This is a genomic window from Patescibacteria group bacterium (assembly GCA_034660655.1).
Classification (GTDB): Bacteria; Patescibacteriota; Patescibacteriia; order JAACEG01; family JAACEG01; genus JAACEG01.
In genome coordinates this window covers 14,623-31,498 of record JAYEJU010000024.1, presented here as the reverse complement: position 1 = coordinate 31,498, position 16,876 = coordinate 14,623, and the positions used below count along the sequence as shown (strand labels likewise).

At 30.1% G+C, this 16,876-nt stretch carries 15 protein-coding genes and 2 rRNA genes (1 of these 17 cut by a window edge); 15 read left to right on the top strand and 2 right to left on the bottom strand.

The window, feature by feature from the left end:
- A 23S ribosomal RNA gene (locus tag U9O55_02040) occupies positions 1-2,823 on the top strand; it begins 1,967 nt to the left of the window's first position.
- Positions 2,824-2,973: 150 nt separating this feature from the next.
- Positions 2,974-3,081: ribosomal RNA gene (gene rrf, locus U9O55_02035) — 5S ribosomal RNA — on the top strand.
- 112 nt (positions 3,082-3,193) lie between these two features.
- Here rrf and U9O55_02030 read toward each other — a convergent pair.
- Complete coding sequence (locus tag U9O55_02030) at positions 3,194-4,339, bottom strand: hypothetical protein (protein MEA2088600.1); 1,146 nt, start codon at positions 4,337-4,339, stop codon at positions 3,194-3,196.
- Positions 4,340-4,647: 308 nt separating this feature from the next.
- Here U9O55_02030 and U9O55_02025 point away from each other — a divergent pair, with 308 nt between their 5' ends.
- Together U9O55_02025 and U9O55_02020 are read left to right on the top strand one after the other, a co-directional pair.
- Positions 4,648-5,856, top strand: coding sequence for an MFS transporter (locus tag U9O55_02025; protein ID MEA2088599.1), 1,209 nt, complete (start codon positions 4,648-4,650; stop codon positions 5,854-5,856).
- A complete protein-coding gene (locus U9O55_02020; protein MEA2088598.1) occupies positions 5,853-6,518 on the top strand; it encodes an HAD hydrolase-like protein in 666 nt (221 codons plus the stop codon). Before U9O55_02025 ends, U9O55_02020 begins: the two co-directional genes overlap by 4 nt.
- Positions 6,519-6,525: 7 nt before the next feature.
- On the opposite strand, the gene U9O55_02015 is transcribed toward U9O55_02020, so the two are convergent.
- Positions 6,526-8,517 (bottom strand): DUF4153 domain-containing protein, encoded by a 1,992-nt coding sequence (locus U9O55_02015; protein ID MEA2088597.1) that lies wholly within the window; start codon positions 8,515-8,517, stop codon positions 6,526-6,528.
- 543 nt (positions 8,518-9,060) lie between these two features.
- On the opposite strand from U9O55_02015, the gene U9O55_02010 reads away from it, so the two are divergent.
- From U9O55_02010 to U9O55_01960, 11 genes are all read left to right on the top strand, one after another.
- Positions 9,061-10,341, top strand: a complete 1,281-nt coding sequence (locus tag U9O55_02010; protein ID MEA2088596.1) for an endonuclease Q family protein — start codon at positions 9,061-9,063, stop codon at positions 10,339-10,341.
- Positions 10,342-10,403: 62 nt separating this feature from the next.
- Complete coding sequence (locus tag U9O55_02005) at positions 10,404-11,546, top strand: DUF2330 domain-containing protein (GenBank protein MEA2088595.1); 1,143 nt, start codon at positions 10,404-10,406, stop codon at positions 11,544-11,546.
- Between the two features lie 62 nt (positions 11,547-11,608).
- Positions 11,609-12,214: a hypothetical protein gene (locus U9O55_02000; GenBank protein MEA2088594.1), complete on the top strand. Its 606-nt coding sequence runs from the start codon at positions 11,609-11,611 to the stop codon at positions 12,212-12,214.
- Between the two features lie 4 nt (positions 12,215-12,218).
- Complete coding sequence (locus tag U9O55_01995) at positions 12,219-12,905, top strand: hypothetical protein (GenBank protein MEA2088593.1); 687 nt, start codon at positions 12,219-12,221, stop codon at positions 12,903-12,905.
- Positions 12,906-13,139: 234 nt separating this feature from the next.
- Positions 13,140-13,427, top strand: a complete 288-nt coding sequence (locus U9O55_01990) for a hypothetical protein (protein MEA2088592.1) — start codon at positions 13,140-13,142, stop codon at positions 13,425-13,427.
- A 386-nt stretch (positions 13,428-13,813) separates the two neighbouring features.
- On the top strand, positions 13,814-14,779 hold the full coding sequence (locus U9O55_01985) for a DNA cytosine methyltransferase (protein ID MEA2088591.1): 966 nt from the start codon (positions 13,814-13,816) through the stop codon (positions 14,777-14,779).
- A 2-nt stretch (positions 14,780-14,781) separates the two neighbouring features.
- Positions 14,782-15,240 carry a hypothetical protein gene (locus U9O55_01980; GenBank protein ID MEA2088590.1) on the top strand — a complete coding sequence of 153 codons (459 nt, stop codon included), beginning with the start codon at positions 14,782-14,784 and terminating at the stop codon, positions 15,238-15,240.
- Between the two features lie 24 nt (positions 15,241-15,264).
- Positions 15,265-15,525 carry a hypothetical protein gene (locus U9O55_01975; protein MEA2088589.1) on the top strand — a complete coding sequence of 87 codons (261 nt, stop codon included), beginning with the start codon at positions 15,265-15,267 and terminating at the stop codon, positions 15,523-15,525.
- A gap of 74 nt (positions 15,526-15,599) precedes the next feature.
- Positions 15,600-15,797: a hypothetical protein gene (locus U9O55_01970; protein ID MEA2088588.1), complete on the top strand. Its 198-nt coding sequence runs from the start codon at positions 15,600-15,602 to the stop codon at positions 15,795-15,797.
- 12 nt (positions 15,798-15,809) lie between these two features.
- Positions 15,810-16,337 carry a hypothetical protein gene (locus U9O55_01965; GenBank protein ID MEA2088587.1) on the top strand — a complete coding sequence of 176 codons (528 nt, stop codon included), beginning with the start codon at positions 15,810-15,812 and terminating at the stop codon, positions 16,335-16,337.
- Between the two features lie 21 nt (positions 16,338-16,358).
- Positions 16,359-16,700 carry a hypothetical protein gene (locus tag U9O55_01960; protein MEA2088586.1) on the top strand — a complete coding sequence of 114 codons (342 nt, stop codon included), beginning with the start codon at positions 16,359-16,361 and terminating at the stop codon, positions 16,698-16,700.
- Positions 16,701-16,876: the final 176 nt, after the last annotated feature.

The following is a 16,876-nucleotide window of genomic DNA, read 5'->3' as shown; positions in this document are numbered from 1 at the left end:
TAATTTAATAACGACCGTACTAAAACCAACACAGGTAGACGAGGCGAGAAGCCTAAGGTGAACGAGAGAACCTTTGTTTAGGAACTAGGCAAAACAGCGGCCGTAACTTCGGGATAAGGCCTGCCAATCCAATGCTTTGCATTGGGAATTCCAAATCCAAAATCTCAAATAATAAATAAATTCAAAATTATAAATTCAAAAATATTAAATTTCATTGTTTAAATATTTGGATTTTAGTTATTGTAATTTGTTTGGAATTTGTAATTTGTAATTTGGTGCTTCCGATGCAGAGCAGTGGTTTTGGTTTCAACAAAAGACCTCTGATGACTGTTTAGCAAAAACACAGGTCCCTGCTAAATCGCAAGATGATGTATAGGGGCTGATGCCTGGCCAGTGTCCGAACGTTAAGGAAGAGGGTTAGTCGCGCTTGCGCGACAAAGCTTTCGACTGAAGCGCGGATGAACGCCGGCGGTAACTATAACCGTCCTAAGGTAGCGAAATTCCTTGCCGGGTGAGTTCCGGCCTGCACGAATGGCATAACAATCGGAGGACTGTCTCAACAAAGGACTCGGCGAAATTGCAAGACGAGTAAAGATGCTCGTTACCCGCGGCTGGACGAAAAGACCCCGTGAAGCTTTACTACAACTTGATATTGGATTAAGGTTATGCATGTTCAGAATAGGTGGGAGACCTTCGGGTCGCCAGTGAGATACCACCCTTGTATATTTTTAATCCTAACCCTGTCCCGATCTTATTATTTTATTTTTATAAAATAATAAGACCGGGACGGGAACAGTATCTGGTGGGTAGTTTGACTGGGGCGGTTGCCTTAAACAAAAATTTTTAGATTTGTTATTATTACAAATCTATCTCCGTGATTTTTAACAGGGGCAATATTATAGTAATATAATATTAGTCAAAAGTTAAAAGTCAAAAGTTAAAAGTCATTATTTTTTTTAATACTTTTGATTTTATAGACTTTATATACTTTAGATTTTATAAACCGTCGCAGTATAAATAAAATAAAATTAATTTGGCTATATGCTGGAACATCCGAGTATCTAATTTCACGAGCTATTTATTTAATAGCCGTAAAAGTAAATTAGTGCGGACAATCAGCAGGGAAGATCTTATAATATTTTAAGAAACCCTCAACGACTACAAGCCAAACTCCTGAAATAAATTCAGGATGAAGATATAGTCTGAACTTTATGGCGACATAAAGATCCTGATTAACAGGAATCTAATTGATAAATATATGAATCAAAAAATTAAAATCAGTTTAAAGCAAAAGCAGATTTTAATGGGTAAATTATTAGGCGATGGGCATTTAGAAACTCAAACAAAAGGAAAAACTTATAGATTTAAGTTTGAGTATTCTTTAAAACAAAAGGAATATGTTGACTGGCTGTATACTGAATTAAAAAATTTAGCGGTTAATAAACCTAAAATTAAAACAATATTTTATAAAGATAAAATTTATAAAAAATATTGGTTTAATACAATTTCAAGCCCCTCATTTAAATTTTACGCTAATCAGTTTTATCAGAATAAAAAGAAAATCGTTCCAAAATTGATTCATAGATGGATAACGCCATTATCACTCGCAATTTGGTTTATGGATGACGGATCAATAAAATCCAAACATCACAAAGCCAGAATATTAAACACGCAAAGTTTTGAAAAAAAAGAAATTTTAAGATTGATTAACGCGCTAAAAAATAAATTTGGCATTCAATGCAAATTAAGAAAGCAGAAAGAAGGATATCAGATTATGATTTTAGCCGAAAGCGCTGTTGATTTTGCGAAGTTGATTAAAAAATATTTAATTCCTTCAATGGAATATAAAATTAAAGAATTAGATTAACAAAATGCCCAAAAAGTAACGGAGGCGTTTACAAAGGTTGGCTAATTCCGGATGGAAATCGGAATGATAGTGCAAGCGCATAAGCCAGCTTTACTGCGAGACTTACAAGTCAAGCAGTTGCGAAAGCAGAAGCTAGTGATCCGACCGTACGATATAGGACGGCGGAAGCTCAACGGATAAAAGCTACTCCGGGGATAACAGGCTAGTCTGGTCCAAGAGTTCACATCGACGACCAGGTTCGGCACCTTAACAAATCGGGGTGCCATAGTAGTAATACTATAAAAAAAAATTGGCTTATAACGGTGAACTCCATAATAAAAATAGCCTATAATTAATTATTATGGACAATACCGTGGGAAGTCTAACTCAATATATAATGAGTTATGACCCCGTAGAGACTTGTTTTTAGTATTTTGCTAAAAACGGATAGCATTTCTGCAAACTAAAAAAGTTTGCAAAATCGCAATGCTATAATACGCCAACGCCAATACTAATTTTAGTATTGGATGAAGATATAGTCCGTGCCATTAGTAATAATGGAAAGTAAACTGTGAAAAACAGTTGAATAGACAGCGATGTCGGCTCGTCCTATCCTGGGGCTGAAGAAGGTCCCAAGGGTTTGGCTGTTCGCCAATTAAAAGGGCACGCGAGCTGGGTTCAGAACGTCGTGAGACAGTTCGGTCTCCTATCCGCCGTGGGCGTTAAAATTTGAGAAGGCCCATCCCTAGTACGAGAGGACCGGGATGGACAAACCTCTAGTGTACCAGTTGTTCTACCAAGAGCATTGCTGGGTAGCTACGTTTGGTTTAGATAAGCGCTGAAAGCATCTAAGCGCGAAGCTGTCTTCAAGATTAGATTTTTTAGATCACCCAGAGACTATGGGTTTGATAGGCTCTATGTGTAAGTTCAGCAATGAATTTAGCAGAGGAGTACTAATAGATCATTATTTTTATATTAACCGCAAGAATTTTGGCTGTTTTATTGTATCTTTTTATAATTCCCCTCTTTGGAAAAGAGGGGTTGGGGAGATTTTTGATATTTAAAAAATATTATTTTTAATTTTTTTATTGTGTCATATTTTATTGATTTTAATGTTATTTTAGCATTCTCGTGATTTTAGCGATAGGGTCACACCTGATCCCATCCCGAACTCAGAAGTTAAGCCTATCAGCGCCGATGATACTGCATAGCGGGAAAGTAGGCCATTGCGAGGATACTAAAGCAACATTATTGAATGATTTAAAAAAGCCTTAAATTTTTTAAGGCTTTTTTTTGATTTAAAATTAGAAGAGGCAGTTTTACTATATAAAACTGCCTCTTTGATTACTATCCTCTTTTAAAAAAGATGTTAATAAAGCCTTTTGAAAGTTTGACTTTTCCTCCTGTTGCTTTAAAAAGCATTATGGAAACAAGAAGAAGAAAACTCTTTTCAAAGTAATTATTTTTTATTTTAGTTTGAGATCGCATTGAAAGAGCCGATCTCCACATTTCTTCGTCTTCTAAAGGAAATGATACCCTTATATATTTATCCTCTTCGGTTATGGAAATATTAGAAGGAGGAGGTATTCTTTCTAAAAATTTTTCCACTTTTCTGCTATCAACTATAATAATAGTTTGAATATTGGTAGCAATTAGAGGTTTAATAATATTGCGAAAGGACAGTGGTTCTAAATTAAACTCCTCTGCCATTTTAATATCGTGAAGAGCCTCTTGGAGAAGATTTATTGTTCCTTCAATTTTGCTAGCCTCACTTAAAATGGCAGCAGTTTTTTCACGACATTTTTGGCACTCACCGTTTGATTTTTTAGAAGATGCTATCTCCATAAGTCTGCTTAATCCTCCAATAGCTTGTATTTTATTTCTAAAAAGATGTATAAGGAGACCAAGTAAAAAAGAAATTATTTCTTTACTTTTTTCTTCTTTTCTTTCTTTCTCTTTTTCCATTTCCGCTATTTCATGTCCGATAGTGTCAATGAAAAGTTTTTCGTCGTCGTTGAAAGTTCTTTTTTTGTCGGTAGCGTCAACTACTAAAATGTAATCTCCGCGCGGAGTTTTTACATTAGTATAATATATGGCATTAATTTTTTCATTATAAACAAGTTTAACCATATATTCTGTTAATGGATTTGTGGCAGGGTCGGTAATATATACATTACCTTTTTTTAATACAGCTGATATTGGCGGAGGCATTTCTTTTAAGGGAAAATGTGTTTTTTTAGGGTGTCTTGTTTTTATTCCTTCTGAAACTCTAATATATTCGGAATTAGTTATTAAAAATAAAACACACCTATTTTCTTTAATGCCACCTCTTAGTGATAAAATAAGTCCCAAGGGCAGTTTTTTAATAAGATTATCAAATTCTCCTAATCTTATTTTTTCGTTTATCCAAACGAAAATTTGCCATTTTTTTAGAAATCCTGTTTTGTCTTTTATAACTTTTTCAACTGTCTCAATTGCATTCAAATTTTTCATTTTTTTCTCCTTACTCCATTATTCTAAATTTTATTTTATTTATTTTTTTGTTTGTCAATGTGCGGTTAAATTTTATTTATATTATTTCACACCTTTTTTAAAAAAAATGCAAGTAAATTTGTTTAAAAACGCAAAAATATAATCGTAGAATTTCCCCGAAGTTTGCTTCGGTTGGAGTTTTAAATAAAAAAGTCCTTTATGCCTGATACCCTGTCAGCTTGTTGCGGGGTATTTCATTTTTTTTGCAAATAACCTTTATTTTTTTTAAAAAATAATGTAAAATATGTTTAATACTGTCAATAAGTCTTATGATAAAATCTTTTTTTCAACATAGAGAAAAATTAAATATAGACAATATAAAGTTTGTTAGCTTTATTTCTTTTTTAATGGGCTTTTCTTCGGCATTATTAGCTTATGTTTTGTCATTTTATTTTAAAGAAGCCGCTGGAACTGAAAATATTGGAATTTTTTTTATGTCATCTTATTTGATTGTTTTGATTATTTTTTTGAATTTGCATAAATTAGTAAGAAAATTGGGAAAGTCGTTGATTTTTTACATAACATTTTTTTTGCGAATAATAACAGTGGCAATGTTGTTTTTTTTACCACCGTCAATTTTAGGAATAATATTTTTAATAATTTATATTATTGGCGAAGCATTAGGATGGGTTTGTCTAGATATTATTTTAGAATCGTTTTCAACTGATGGAATGTCAGGAAGAATCAGGGGGGCTTATCTTACAATTGGAAATGTTGGATTTCTTTTAGCGCCGTTTTTTTCTTCAAAAGTTTTATATATTTTTGGTTTTAAAGGAATATTTTTTGCTTCTTTTGTTATCCAATTTTTGATTTTTTCAATTTCTTTAATGGCGTTTAGAGGGCTTAATCATAAATTCAACAGAAAAGAAACAATAGTTCAGCTTTTAAAAAAGGTTTTTAAAAGAAAAGATGTTATTAGAATTTATTATGTTTCTTTTATATTAGAATTTTTTTACGCTTTAATGATTATTTATACTCCGCTTTATCTTTTGAAGCTTGGATTTTCTTGGCCTCAAATAGGCGTTATTTTTTCTATAATGCTTATACCTTTTGTTTTATTGCAATATCCTATCGGGATTTTAGCTGATAAAAAGACAGGAGAAAAAGAATTTTTGATTTTTTCTATCGTTGTGATGGGGATTTCAACATCAATTTTTTATTTTTTTGATTTCAAAAGCGTTTTTGCGTGGGCATTAATTTTATTTATTACAAGAATAGGCGCTTCAATGATAGAAATTTTACGGGATTCTTATTTTTATAAAAAAATAGACGGATATGATGTTGATATAATCAATTTTTTTAGAACATCAAGACCAGTCGCTTATATAATTGCCGCTGTTTTATCTTCTATATTTCTTTTATTCTTTGGTATAAAATTAATTTTTTTATTAATAGCAATTGTGTCTTTGTCAGGGCTTTACCCGGCTTTTAAGCTGGTTGATAACAAGAGCGAAGACGACAAAATAATAAATTTATGATAATTATTTTTGATTTAGATTACACATTACTTGATTCTACAAAATTTAGAAAAAATTTAGCGTCTGTTTTTAATATGGATATAGATGAATTCAATAAAGATTATGAAGAGCATTTTAAAAGTAAAGGCGTCAATTACGATATAAACAAGCATTTGAAAATATTAAAAAAACAAAAACAGATTAATTTTGCTGAAGAAAAAACAATAAAACAAAGATCAGATGAATTTTTAAAAAATATTGATAGTTATTTATTCTCTGGAGCGGAAGAAGCGTTAAAACAATTTAAAAATAATAATAATAATAAATTAATATTAATTTCTTTTGGCAATATTGATTGGCAAAAATTAAAAATTGATAATTTAAAAATTAAAGAATATTTTGATGAAATTATTTTAGAAGATAAAAACAAAGAAAAAAGCGATTTTTTAAAATCGCTAAAAGATTCTGAAGAAAAAATTTTAATAATAAACGATAACGCCAAGGAAAGTTTTGACATGGCTGAATTATTAGGCGATAATTGCGAGTTTAAAATTATTCAAGGTCCTTATTCAGACAATGTTGAACATAAAGAAAAAGTTTATGATGATATCGAAAGTTTTATGGAAGAGGATCAAAAATCAAAACAGGAATTAAGCAAAGAATTCACGCAAGGCGTAAAATAAATTTGCATTATTTCTTTTTTATTAAAACATATCCATTAACATATGAGGTTTCTAACATTGGTATTTGCATTTTTTCATAATTAGTTCTTTCATTATCATCACTCTTGTCGTTGTCATCTACCCATTCTGGATTTCTAATATTAATATTTTCTAAAACTAGTTTTAAGTTATAGTGAACGCCAATAAACTCAAAAGACATATCTTCTTTAGCAAGCACTATAATTTGTTCATTTTCATATTTATCATCCAAGTAATTATTTTTTTTCTTAAGTAAGGGATTAATTATTGTTTCCTCTATTTCAAATGTTTCCACCAGTGTTTCATTAAAATATAATTCAAATTTTTTGGTAAATACATCTAAAACAGCTTTATACATATTTGGCGATTTTTTTCTTTCTTCAATTTTGTAATTATTAGAATGTATTTGAACAAAATAATCATAGCCCCTTATATCTATGCTCTCATCAAAGTGGCTATTTTTATTTTTGAAATTAAAATTTTTAAGAATTTTATTGTTTTGATTATATTTTTTTACTTTAATTTTTTCTGTTAAATAATGAACTAATTCATATTTTCCTATTTCAGAATATTTTTGTTTTTTTAATTTTTCTATATATTTATCATCTTGATCGTCCATTTTATTCGCTTGTTCTAATTGCTTCTTTTTATTTTTTTCAAATTTTTCTTTGTCTTCTTTTTTAATTTCAGCAATTTGCGTATTAAAATATTTATCCAAAGTATTACAGCCGTGGTAATTACATAAATAATCAATTCCGCTATAAATTTTTCCACTTAGTTTTTCCGGAATATCTTTATAATCTTTTAACATTACAATATTGTCATCTGTCTGTAAAATATTAGCCTCTCTTAAATTAAACTCTAAGATTTTTTGTTGTCTCCACTCTGGCGCGTGATATACTGACCAAGGTCCTATGGAAATAAAAATAATAACGATTAGTAATGAATAAAAAGGAGCGCTTAAACCTTTTTTTTTAGAAATTATAAAATAAAGAGATAATGCAAATAGCCAAAGTCCAAAAGCGACTACTAAATATCTATTGATTGTAAGATCGTATTGGTTAATGCGAAGACCAATAGCATAGAATAGCATAAAAGTCTGCAAAAATATTGCTAAAGGTAAAAATTTTCGCAATATCAAAGCTGACTTAAAAACATTAGTGAAAGCATAAGTCGCAAAATAAACAATGTAGCCAAAAAAAGAAAATAATATCACCAGCCAAGTCACTTCGCCCTGCGGCCAATTAGAAAAATTTATTAATACTTTAAGCGTATAAGCGTAAAGAATCAAAAAATAAATAAATATAGCTGGCGTTCCAACATAATTTATCAAGAAAGAATAAAATTTATTAGTTTGTATTTCTGATAGTTCTTTTTCTCCGCATTTTTTAACAACTGGTAAATTTACTAAAAAGAAAATTGACGCGAATAAAATTAAAGAAAAAGTCGCCCAATACGAAAACCAGTTGCCTTCATTAATATTATCAATATCAAACAATGTAAAAATTGATTGAAAGGCGATAAAGCCTAAAATCATTACAGCCAAGCCAACAATTATAGACATTATAGCTTTGATTAGTAAAGCATAAGTTGTGATATAAAATTCTTCCTGAGATAAATTTTTGGCTCGCAGTTTAGAAATAAAAGGAGCAATAAATATAAAAGCGATTATTCCTAAAAATGTTGATACGCAATAAACAACAATTTCAGCCTGGGGATTGCTAAATAAATTTTCTTCAAAAAAATAAAAAAATAAAAAACCAAAGGAAATTGTAATTATTTGATAAAGTTCTTTTTTTACTCTAGCAATATTTTTAGTTTCACTATATAAGTACATTCCCACTGAAAAGAAAAAAGTCATTATCAGAGTAAAAGCCGTTTTATGCAAATTATCCTCTAATATTTGGTTTATATCTTCAATCCTGATAATTACGATAATCAAAACAAAAGTTATTACTGAAATAAGTATTGCTAAAGGCATTCGTCTAAAAACGTTTGTTATTGCCTTTTTAAGGTTTTTAATATTAATTTTTCGCAAGAAGTTTAACATATTTTAATTGATAAATTAAGATTTTGTTATTTATTAATTTATTTTGATTACGCGTTTTTTGATTTATATTGATTATTTTGATGTTTTTTATATTATGTATATTTAAAATTTAATATTTTTTATAATTTTTTGTATTGATAAGTTTTTAATTTCACATAATGTTTCGGCATGTCTGATGTTGCGACCGTAGGGAATAACATGGGTGAGCATTTGCCGTTAGGCAAACGCGAACCAGATATACGCTGTTAGCTGATGTATTCCTTTTTTTTGTTTTCTGATAAGAAAACTTGTTTTAAAAAATTTGAAAATTTTTTAAACAATAGGGTAATAACCCGAAAAAGAAAAGGAATATTTCAGCTAACTAGTTATTATCCAAACTTTTGATTTTTTAATAATTAAAATTTGTATAATGTATATGATGATGTTATTATATCAATATTATATCAAATATATTTTATTATACAAAATTTTTTTATGCAACAAATCGCTGATTTTCACATTCATTCAAGATATTCGCGCGCTTGTTCTCCACAGCTGGAATTGGAAAATATTGATAAAACTTGCAGAATAAAAGGCGTGGATATTGTGGCAACGGGTGATTTTACTTATCCGCAATGGTTTTCTGACATAGAAAATAAATTAGAAGAAATTGAAAATTCAGGATTGTATAAGATAAAAAAAGAATTTAAAATAGAAACACCAGAATTTAAAAAAATAAATCAGAACGCAAAATTTATTTTATCAACTGAATTAGCGCTGATATACACTGCTGGCGGAAAGTGCAGAAGAATTCATATTATGGTAATGGCGCCTGATTTAAAAGCTGTTCGCGAGTTAAATAAATATTTAGACAAAAAATATAATATCAGATCAGACGGGCGTCCGATTTTGGGAATGTCAGCAATTGATTTAGCAGAAATTTGTTTTTCAATTAATCCGAAATTTTTAATTTTTCCAGCGCATATTTGGACGCCGTGGTTTGCGGTGTTCGGATCTAAATCAGGATTTGATACAATGGAGGAATGTTTTGGAAAACAGACAAAAAATATTTTTGCTTACGAAACAGGACTGTCAAGCGATCCAGAAATGAACGCGCGTTTGTCAATGTTGGATAAATTAACTGTGTTGTCTGATTCTGACGCACATAGTTTGCGAAATATTGGCAGAGAAGCAAATGTTTTTGATTTGGAAAAAGTGACTTATGATGAAATCTATGAGCTTATCAAAAATAATGATAAAAAGAAAATAAAATATACAATTGAATTTTATCCAGAAGAAGGGATGTATCATCTTGACGGGCATCGCGCTTGTGGCGTTAGTTTTACGCCTTCTGAAACAAAAAAACATAAAGGAATTTGTCCAGTGTGCAAAAAGCCATTAACAATAGGCGTTTCAAACAGAGTTGACGAGCTGGCTGATCGTCCAGAAGGTTTTAAATTGAAAAATGCTGTTGAGTTTAAGAAGTTAATTGAGCTTGATAAAATTATTTCCGAAGTTTTAAATATAAAAAATCGTGGCGCGAAAAAAGTGCAGGAAGAATATTTACGTTTGATTAAAGAGCTTGGGACAGAATTGGATATTTTAATGAATATTCAGATTGATAAAATAAAAAAATCAGCTAGTGGTTTGATAGCGGAAGGCATTGAAAAAGCGAGGAAAGGAGATTTAATAATCAAGCCGGGATTTGATGGGCATTATGGAGAAATAAAAATTTTTAATAATAAGAAAAAAAATAAGCAAAACCAGCTGTTATAATTTTTTAGTTTTTTAAAAAAATGTGCTATAATTTAAAAAATTAATTCTTTATATTTTATTTTATGTTTAAAAAAGGAATTTTACTTTTTTCAATATTCGGTTTGTTGTTGCCAAGCTTGGTTTTAGGCGACGGTATGATTATGCCGCCTCCGCATAAATATATGTATGAGACAGGGCAAAAAGCCATTGTCTGGTATGAGAATGGGATTGAAAAATTGATTTTATCAACATCTTTTCAAGGCGACGCCGATGATTTTAGCTGGATTATTCCAACTCCAAACAGGCCGAAAGTTACCAAATCGTCAGACGAACTATTCACAAGTTTAGATGAATTAACAAGAGTGGAATTAGATTATGATAATATACGGCCGATGAGCGGATCTTTTGGAATGGAAAAAGTATTAAGAAATCAAGTGCGTATTATTGAAACCAAAAAAATAGAATATTATGATGTGACTGTTTTAACCTCAGAAGATAAAGACGCTTTGGCAAGGTGGCTTAACAAAAACGGCTATCAATTTCCTTCAAAGCAGAGTTATATTTTAGATAGTTATATTAAAAATCGTTGGTATTTTACGGCAGTGAAAATTGACGCTTCTAAAATTTATCCAGGAATAAAAAATCAACTAAAAGACGGGCATATTATTCCTTTGCAATTAAGCTTTAAAACAAACAAGGCTGTTTATCCTTTAAAAATTTCTTCTATTGTTAATGAAAGTCCGTCTTCATATTATCCAATAAACAATGATTTAAAAATTAATCCTGATAATCCGCAAATGCCTCCGCAGATACTGATGCATCGTGTTGTTGTTCCTCCGCCAATGCCGATACCTTCTGATATTCCAATTTTGATTTATGTTTTTACAAAAGACAAAAAACAGCATATTCCGGGATTTAACACGGATTACGCCGGCTGGGTTGATAAAAGCACAATTTCAAATTTAGGTTATGACGATAACGGATTGTCTTTGCTTGAGGCAAAAAACAGTAAATATTATCTTACCAAATTAAGTAGAAATATGAGTTACGCGGAAATGACATCTGATTTGTTTTTACGTGACGCAAAAGATCAGTCAACAGTTAACGCGCCTGATGTTGATAAAGCGGAAAGAAACCAGATGGGTTTTTATATTTTAATTGTTATTTCTTTATTTTTTACAATTATTTTGAGCGTTAGTTTAATTTATTATTTTTTAAAACACTAATTAGTTTTGCTATTTTAAAAAATAATTTTTTTAAAATAGTTTAAGCTGTTAGATTAAAATTTATGGCGCAAGATGTTTTAAGGCAGGGTGCCAGATCTAATCCTGCCGCGCCTCCAAGTAGGAGGCATAGGGGAAAATTATCAATAATCGGCGTAGTCTTAACTTTCGTTTTGGCAATTGTTTTGGTTTTGCTTGGCGAAAGAATATTGTTTGACTTAAATCGCGTTGCAAATCCAGCAATTGAACAAACAGAAAATGTTAAAAATGTTGGGCGAGATTATTCAAGAAGTTCAGTTATGTCTTATGAAAGATCAGGGCTTTCTAGCACAAAAGTATATTATAAAACTCAAGATAAAAGCAGATATATAACTTACAAACTTTTAATCCACAGTGCTTTTGTTATCCCAGTATTTCTTTTAATGTTTTTGCTTTATTATATAATTGACATAAGAGGAAAAAGGGATGATCTGAAAGTCGTGATGTGGGGTTATGTTGTTTTTGCTTTTTGGATGCTGTTCCATCTGATTGGCGAAATTGGAAAATATATTATTGACCAATGGGAAAACGCGGCTGTTTATATTATTTTGTTTTTGTTAGTCGCGGTGATTACTCCCTTGGCTATTTTTATACAAAAAAAATACACGGAACATCATGGCGAACAAGAATAATTTTATGAAAAAGATTTTTTTCATTAGTTTAATTTTTTTGTTATTTGGCGATGCTTCCAGCGCTCTGTTTTTAGAACCAGGAAAATATTACGAAGGAATCGCGCCAGAAGACCGCTTTGATTTGTGTTCAGATGTAAAATACAAGTCTGATTCAAGAAGCACTTATAATAATGGATATTATTGCAATGGCCGCGTAAAAGATATCACTTATTTGTTAAACAAAAAAGATGGGCAAACTGTTTTATTAGATAATTATAATTTAAGCAATAATAAAGGAATATTTTTCTATCCAGGCATGATAGCTGATGATGTCAAATTGGAAATAGTTTTAGACGGTTCAGATGTCGCGAAAAACAATACAGTATTGATAAAAATTTTTGGCAAAGAAAACAGATATGATTATCATTTTAACAGAGAGATTGCAAGAAAAATTATTGGCAATGAAACTAAAGTAAGTTTTGAAGTTAATTCATATTTAGACAGTGGCAGCAAGGATTTTTTAATTTTTATTGATTCTCCGGGAAAGCATATTAAAATTGACAGCATTAAATTAGCAAACCAAAAACCAATTTTGCCAGAGCATAATCAAAACAATCCGAATTTTGCTTTTTTTATAATAATTACTTTAGGTTTAACAATTTTTATCAGCGTAGTTTTTGGATTTATAATTTTATCAAAAAAAGATAAATAAATTAATAAATTGTCATTTTGAACTTGAAAGTTGTCATTTTGAACTTGAAAGTTGTCATTCTGAACTTGAAAGTTGTCATCCTGAACTTGATTCAGGATCTGTAAATTTATCAAGTAGATTCCGTGTCTTCGCTTTGCGGAGTTTATCCCGATGAATATCGGGGCACGGAATGACAATAAATTTTTTAGCTATTGCTCAAAAATTTTTCAGAATGACATAAATAATTTTAAATTTATGATTTACGAAATTAGAAGGATAAAAATTCTTTCTTTAGCCAAATTTATGGCTGTGTGGGTGGCGTTGTTTTGCTTAATTCCAATGTTTTCTGGAATAATGGCGTTTATTTTTGACAGTTATTATTACCGCAATTTTTTTAATGTTTTTCTTTTTATTTTATTCCCAATAGGCGGAGTAATAGCAGGATACATTTATGGAATAATTTTAGGCGCGATTTATAATCTGATTAGCGATCATTTCGGCGGAATAGAAATGGAAATTGAAATTTCAGAAAAAGAAAAATAATAGTTATTTTGAAATTACTTTTTTTGAAAAATAATCTAAATGTGATTTTATAAATTAAAAATAAGATAATTGTTTACATCATATAACAACGCGATAAACGGTTCCAGAAAATTTCCTTTATAATGATAATGATGAGTAAAATTTTTTTCCACCCAAATTTTGCCTCCTCTATGATAGAATAATAAGGAAGTCGGTGAAATTTCTTATACACGCGAACGTTATACGCAATTCAAAAAATATTTTTCTTTTTATAAGGAATTTTGACAGGCTTTTTCAATAAGGAATAAATTTGTTTTTTATTTTTTTGATTAGGGGAAATATGGTATTTCCTCCTCTCCGCTCCGAAAACGATTTATTTATAAGGGGAATTAAAATATAATGACATTATGAAATTTATAGATTTATTTGCAGGAATTGGCGGTTTCCATTTAGGACTTCACAGCATAGGCGGTGAATGTGTTTTTGTATCTGAATGGGACGACAAAGCAAGAATAACATATGAAGAAAATTTTAAAGCTCTATCCCCAAAAGTTTTTGAAGTTGGATTATTTTCAAAAGGGGTTAATCTATTTGAGGGCGATATAACAAAAGTTAAAGAAAAAAACATACCAGAATTTGATATTCTTTGTGCCGGTTTTCCATGCCAGCCATTTTCTAACGCAGGATTAAAAAAAGGCTTTGAAGATTCTAGAGGAACTTTATTTTTTGATATTGTTAGAATAGTAAAACATCATAAGCCAAAGGTCGTATTCCTTGAAAACGTAAAAGGCTTCAGAAGTCATGATAAAGGAAATACTTTCAGAGTTGTTAAAGAAACTTTAGAAAAACTCGGATATAAGGTTTATGCCGAAGTTTTGAATGCAAAAAATTATGGAGTGCCGCAAAATAGAGAAAGAATTTATATTATAGGATTTTTAGAAGATGTTGATTTTAAATTTCCAAAGCCAACAAAGAAAGTAAAAGTTGGAGATATTCTAGATAAGAAAGTTGATGATAAATATACAATTTCAGATAAATTATGGGCTGGTCATCAAAGAAGGAAAAAGGAACATAGAGAAAAAGGAAATGGCTTTGGCTACTCTATGTTTGATGAAAATTCAGAATATACAAGCACAATATCTGCAAGATATTATAAAGATGGATCTGAAATTTTAATAAAACAAAAAAATAAAAATCCTAGAAAAATAACTCCGAGAGAGGCTGCTAGACTTCAAGGATATCCAGAAATATTTAAAATTCCTGTTAGTGATACGTCAGCTTATAAACAATTTGGAAATAGCGTCGCTGTTCCAGTTATTATTGTTTTAGCAAAAGAAATCAAGAAAGCCTTAGATTCATTTAATAAAAAATAATTATGAAAATAAAAAAATTACAAATTGGTAAAGAAAAGTTAGATATAAATCTAAAGTTTTATTTTTTGTTAAAGCAATTAGTAAAAGCTAAGTTATCAGAGAAACAGGCTTTTAACTTTTTGGAAATCTACACTTTATTTAAAGATTCTAAAATTGAATTGTGTAATGAAAAATTTTTAGATTCTATTCAACAAATCAAAGGACAAGACAAGCAGAATATCTTATATATAATCGTTGAAACACTGGAAAACAAAATTGATTTGGATTTATTTATATTTAGTTTGAAACTTTATTTGATAAAAGATCTTCTTTTGCAAGAAGCAAAATTAACAGATGTTATTGGAATTTCAGATTTAGAAAAATTGGATCCTTTATCTTTAAAATATGACAAAGTTTCGGTATATAGACCATACGCAACAAGAGTTAATGGAGCGTTGTTAGCACTTCTTTTCTTTTCTTAAATAGAGGCAGGAAAGACAAATTTCATGTCAGACGATACACATAAGTTTATCAAAAAATTGTCAGAATTTGCCATTAAACTCAAGAAAAATGGAGTTGAGCCAAATCAAATTTTCATGCTGATGTTTTCAGAAAGTGTTAATCAATCAATCATTTCTGATTCAGGAACAGATTATGAAGATAGAATATTGTCAGTCCTTACAAAAATAGGAATACCAGAAGAAAAAATAACAAAAATTCATGATAAAAACGATTCAAGCACTGAGTTTGATTTTTTTTTGAGCTAGGCAAAAAAACTTTTGGAATAGGTGCTAAAAGAACACTTAGAGAAAGATATAAACAATTTATAAAAACTGCTCAAATGAGCAGAATCGACATAATGATAGAAATAACCCTAGGATTAGACTTAAACGAAGAAAAAGCCAAAAGCATAAGAAATCATAATATTTATATTTTTGTTGCGGATGAAGTTTATAATTCAAGAGAGTTTTTGAAAAAAATGAAAGGTGTTTATTCTGTTAAAGAGCTAAATATGGATATGTTAAAGACTCTTAAATAACAAGTTTTTTATATGTCAAAAAAGAAGAAAAGAAATAAGAAGTATCAAGGACCGAAGCTTCCGAAAAGACCAGAAAATTTTCATTCTTTTTCTGAATGTGTGAAATGGTTAAAAAAATCTGTCTATATTGTTGTTCGCGGTAGAAAAACAAAAATTGGCGAGCAAGAAAGTATAAATTGGATAACTTTAGGATCTGGATTTATTGCAGCACCAAATAGATATGTAACAGCCGCACACGTTATAAACAACACAGGGAAAGGTGAACTTGCGCAACATCAAGACGGTGATAAATATTATCTTTTAAAACATGACGATGAGAATAACTGGCATTGTAGAATTTTTGAACCAAAATTAAACAAAGAAATTTTTACTTATCCAGATATAGACCTCGCCATTATTTATCTTGATGATGAATTTTATCAAGTCGGTGAAAAAATATTTGCCGATAGGAATGATTTTATCCGAATATCAAAAGATTTTTTACCTATTGGTTCAGAGGTTGGAGTATTGGGTTATCCTCTTTGTAAGCTTGAATTTTAAGAAAGAAATATAAACAAACCATTGATTGGTAATATTTTACTTCGAACAGACCAAGGTGTTGTTAATTGTAGATACCAAACTTCTCAAACAAATTATTTATATGAATTTACACTCGCTTTTAATCCAGGAAATAGTGGAGGACCCATATTTGATGCAAAAACAGGCAAAGTAGTTTCGTTAGTGCATGGGTTCAAGTCGATTAGAATAGTAGAACGCGAAAATTCGATTTCTGATGAAGGCGCTAAATTATTAAAAATATATAAAGAAAAGGCATATATTGAAACATTGAACGCAAATTATTCACTCGGCTTTGCAACGCCTACTTTTCTTGATGTATTTAAAAAGCATAATATTGTAGATTGATAATAAGGTGTTTTGGGTTTCGGGAATTAACCCCTGACCCCTCTGCCCAAAATAAAAAACAAATTTATATAATAATGTAGCCTATCAAAAATAATTTATTTAAAAATATTTTTCAAATTTCTTTGCTTCGCTCCGACCACGCCTTGCAGGCTCTCCTTCTTTCAGTCGTCGGGGCG

Excerpts from the sequence above, each read along its gene's own strand:
- U9O55_02030 (MEA2088600.1), bottom strand. The coding sequence starts at position 4,339 with ATGAAAAATTTGAATGCAATTGAGACAGTTGAAAAAGTTATAAAAGAC.
- U9O55_02025 (MEA2088599.1), top strand. The coding sequence starts at position 4,648 with ATGATAAAATCTTTTTTTCAACATAGAGAAAAATTAAATATAGACAAT.
- U9O55_02020 (MEA2088598.1), top strand. The coding sequence starts at position 5,853 with ATGATAATTATTTTTGATTTAGATTACACATTACTTGATTCTACAAAA.
- U9O55_02015 (MEA2088597.1), bottom strand. The coding sequence starts at position 8,517 with ATGCCTTTAGCAATACTTATTTCAGTAATAACTTTTGTTTTGATTATC.
- U9O55_02010 (MEA2088596.1), top strand. The coding sequence starts at position 9,061 with ATGCAACAAATCGCTGATTTTCACATTCATTCAAGATATTCGCGCGCT.
- U9O55_02005 (MEA2088595.1), top strand. The coding sequence starts at position 10,404 with ATGTTTAAAAAAGGAATTTTACTTTTTTCAATATTCGGTTTGTTGTTG.
- U9O55_02000 (MEA2088594.1), top strand. The coding sequence starts at position 11,609 with ATGGCGCAAGATGTTTTAAGGCAGGGTGCCAGATCTAATCCTGCCGCG.
- U9O55_01995 (MEA2088593.1), top strand. The coding sequence starts at position 12,219 with ATGAAAAAGATTTTTTTCATTAGTTTAATTTTTTTGTTATTTGGCGAT.
- U9O55_01990 (MEA2088592.1), top strand. The coding sequence starts at position 13,140 with ATGATTTACGAAATTAGAAGGATAAAAATTCTTTCTTTAGCCAAATTT.
- U9O55_01985 (MEA2088591.1), top strand. The coding sequence starts at position 13,814 with ATGAAATTTATAGATTTATTTGCAGGAATTGGCGGTTTCCATTTAGGA.
- U9O55_01980 (MEA2088590.1), top strand. The coding sequence starts at position 14,782 with ATGAAAATAAAAAAATTACAAATTGGTAAAGAAAAGTTAGATATAAAT.
- U9O55_01975 (MEA2088589.1), top strand. The coding sequence starts at position 15,265 with ATGTCAGACGATACACATAAGTTTATCAAAAAATTGTCAGAATTTGCC.
- U9O55_01970 (MEA2088588.1), top strand. The coding sequence starts at position 15,600 with ATGAGCAGAATCGACATAATGATAGAAATAACCCTAGGATTAGACTTA.
- U9O55_01965 (MEA2088587.1), top strand. The coding sequence starts at position 15,810 with ATGTCAAAAAAGAAGAAAAGAAATAAGAAGTATCAAGGACCGAAGCTT.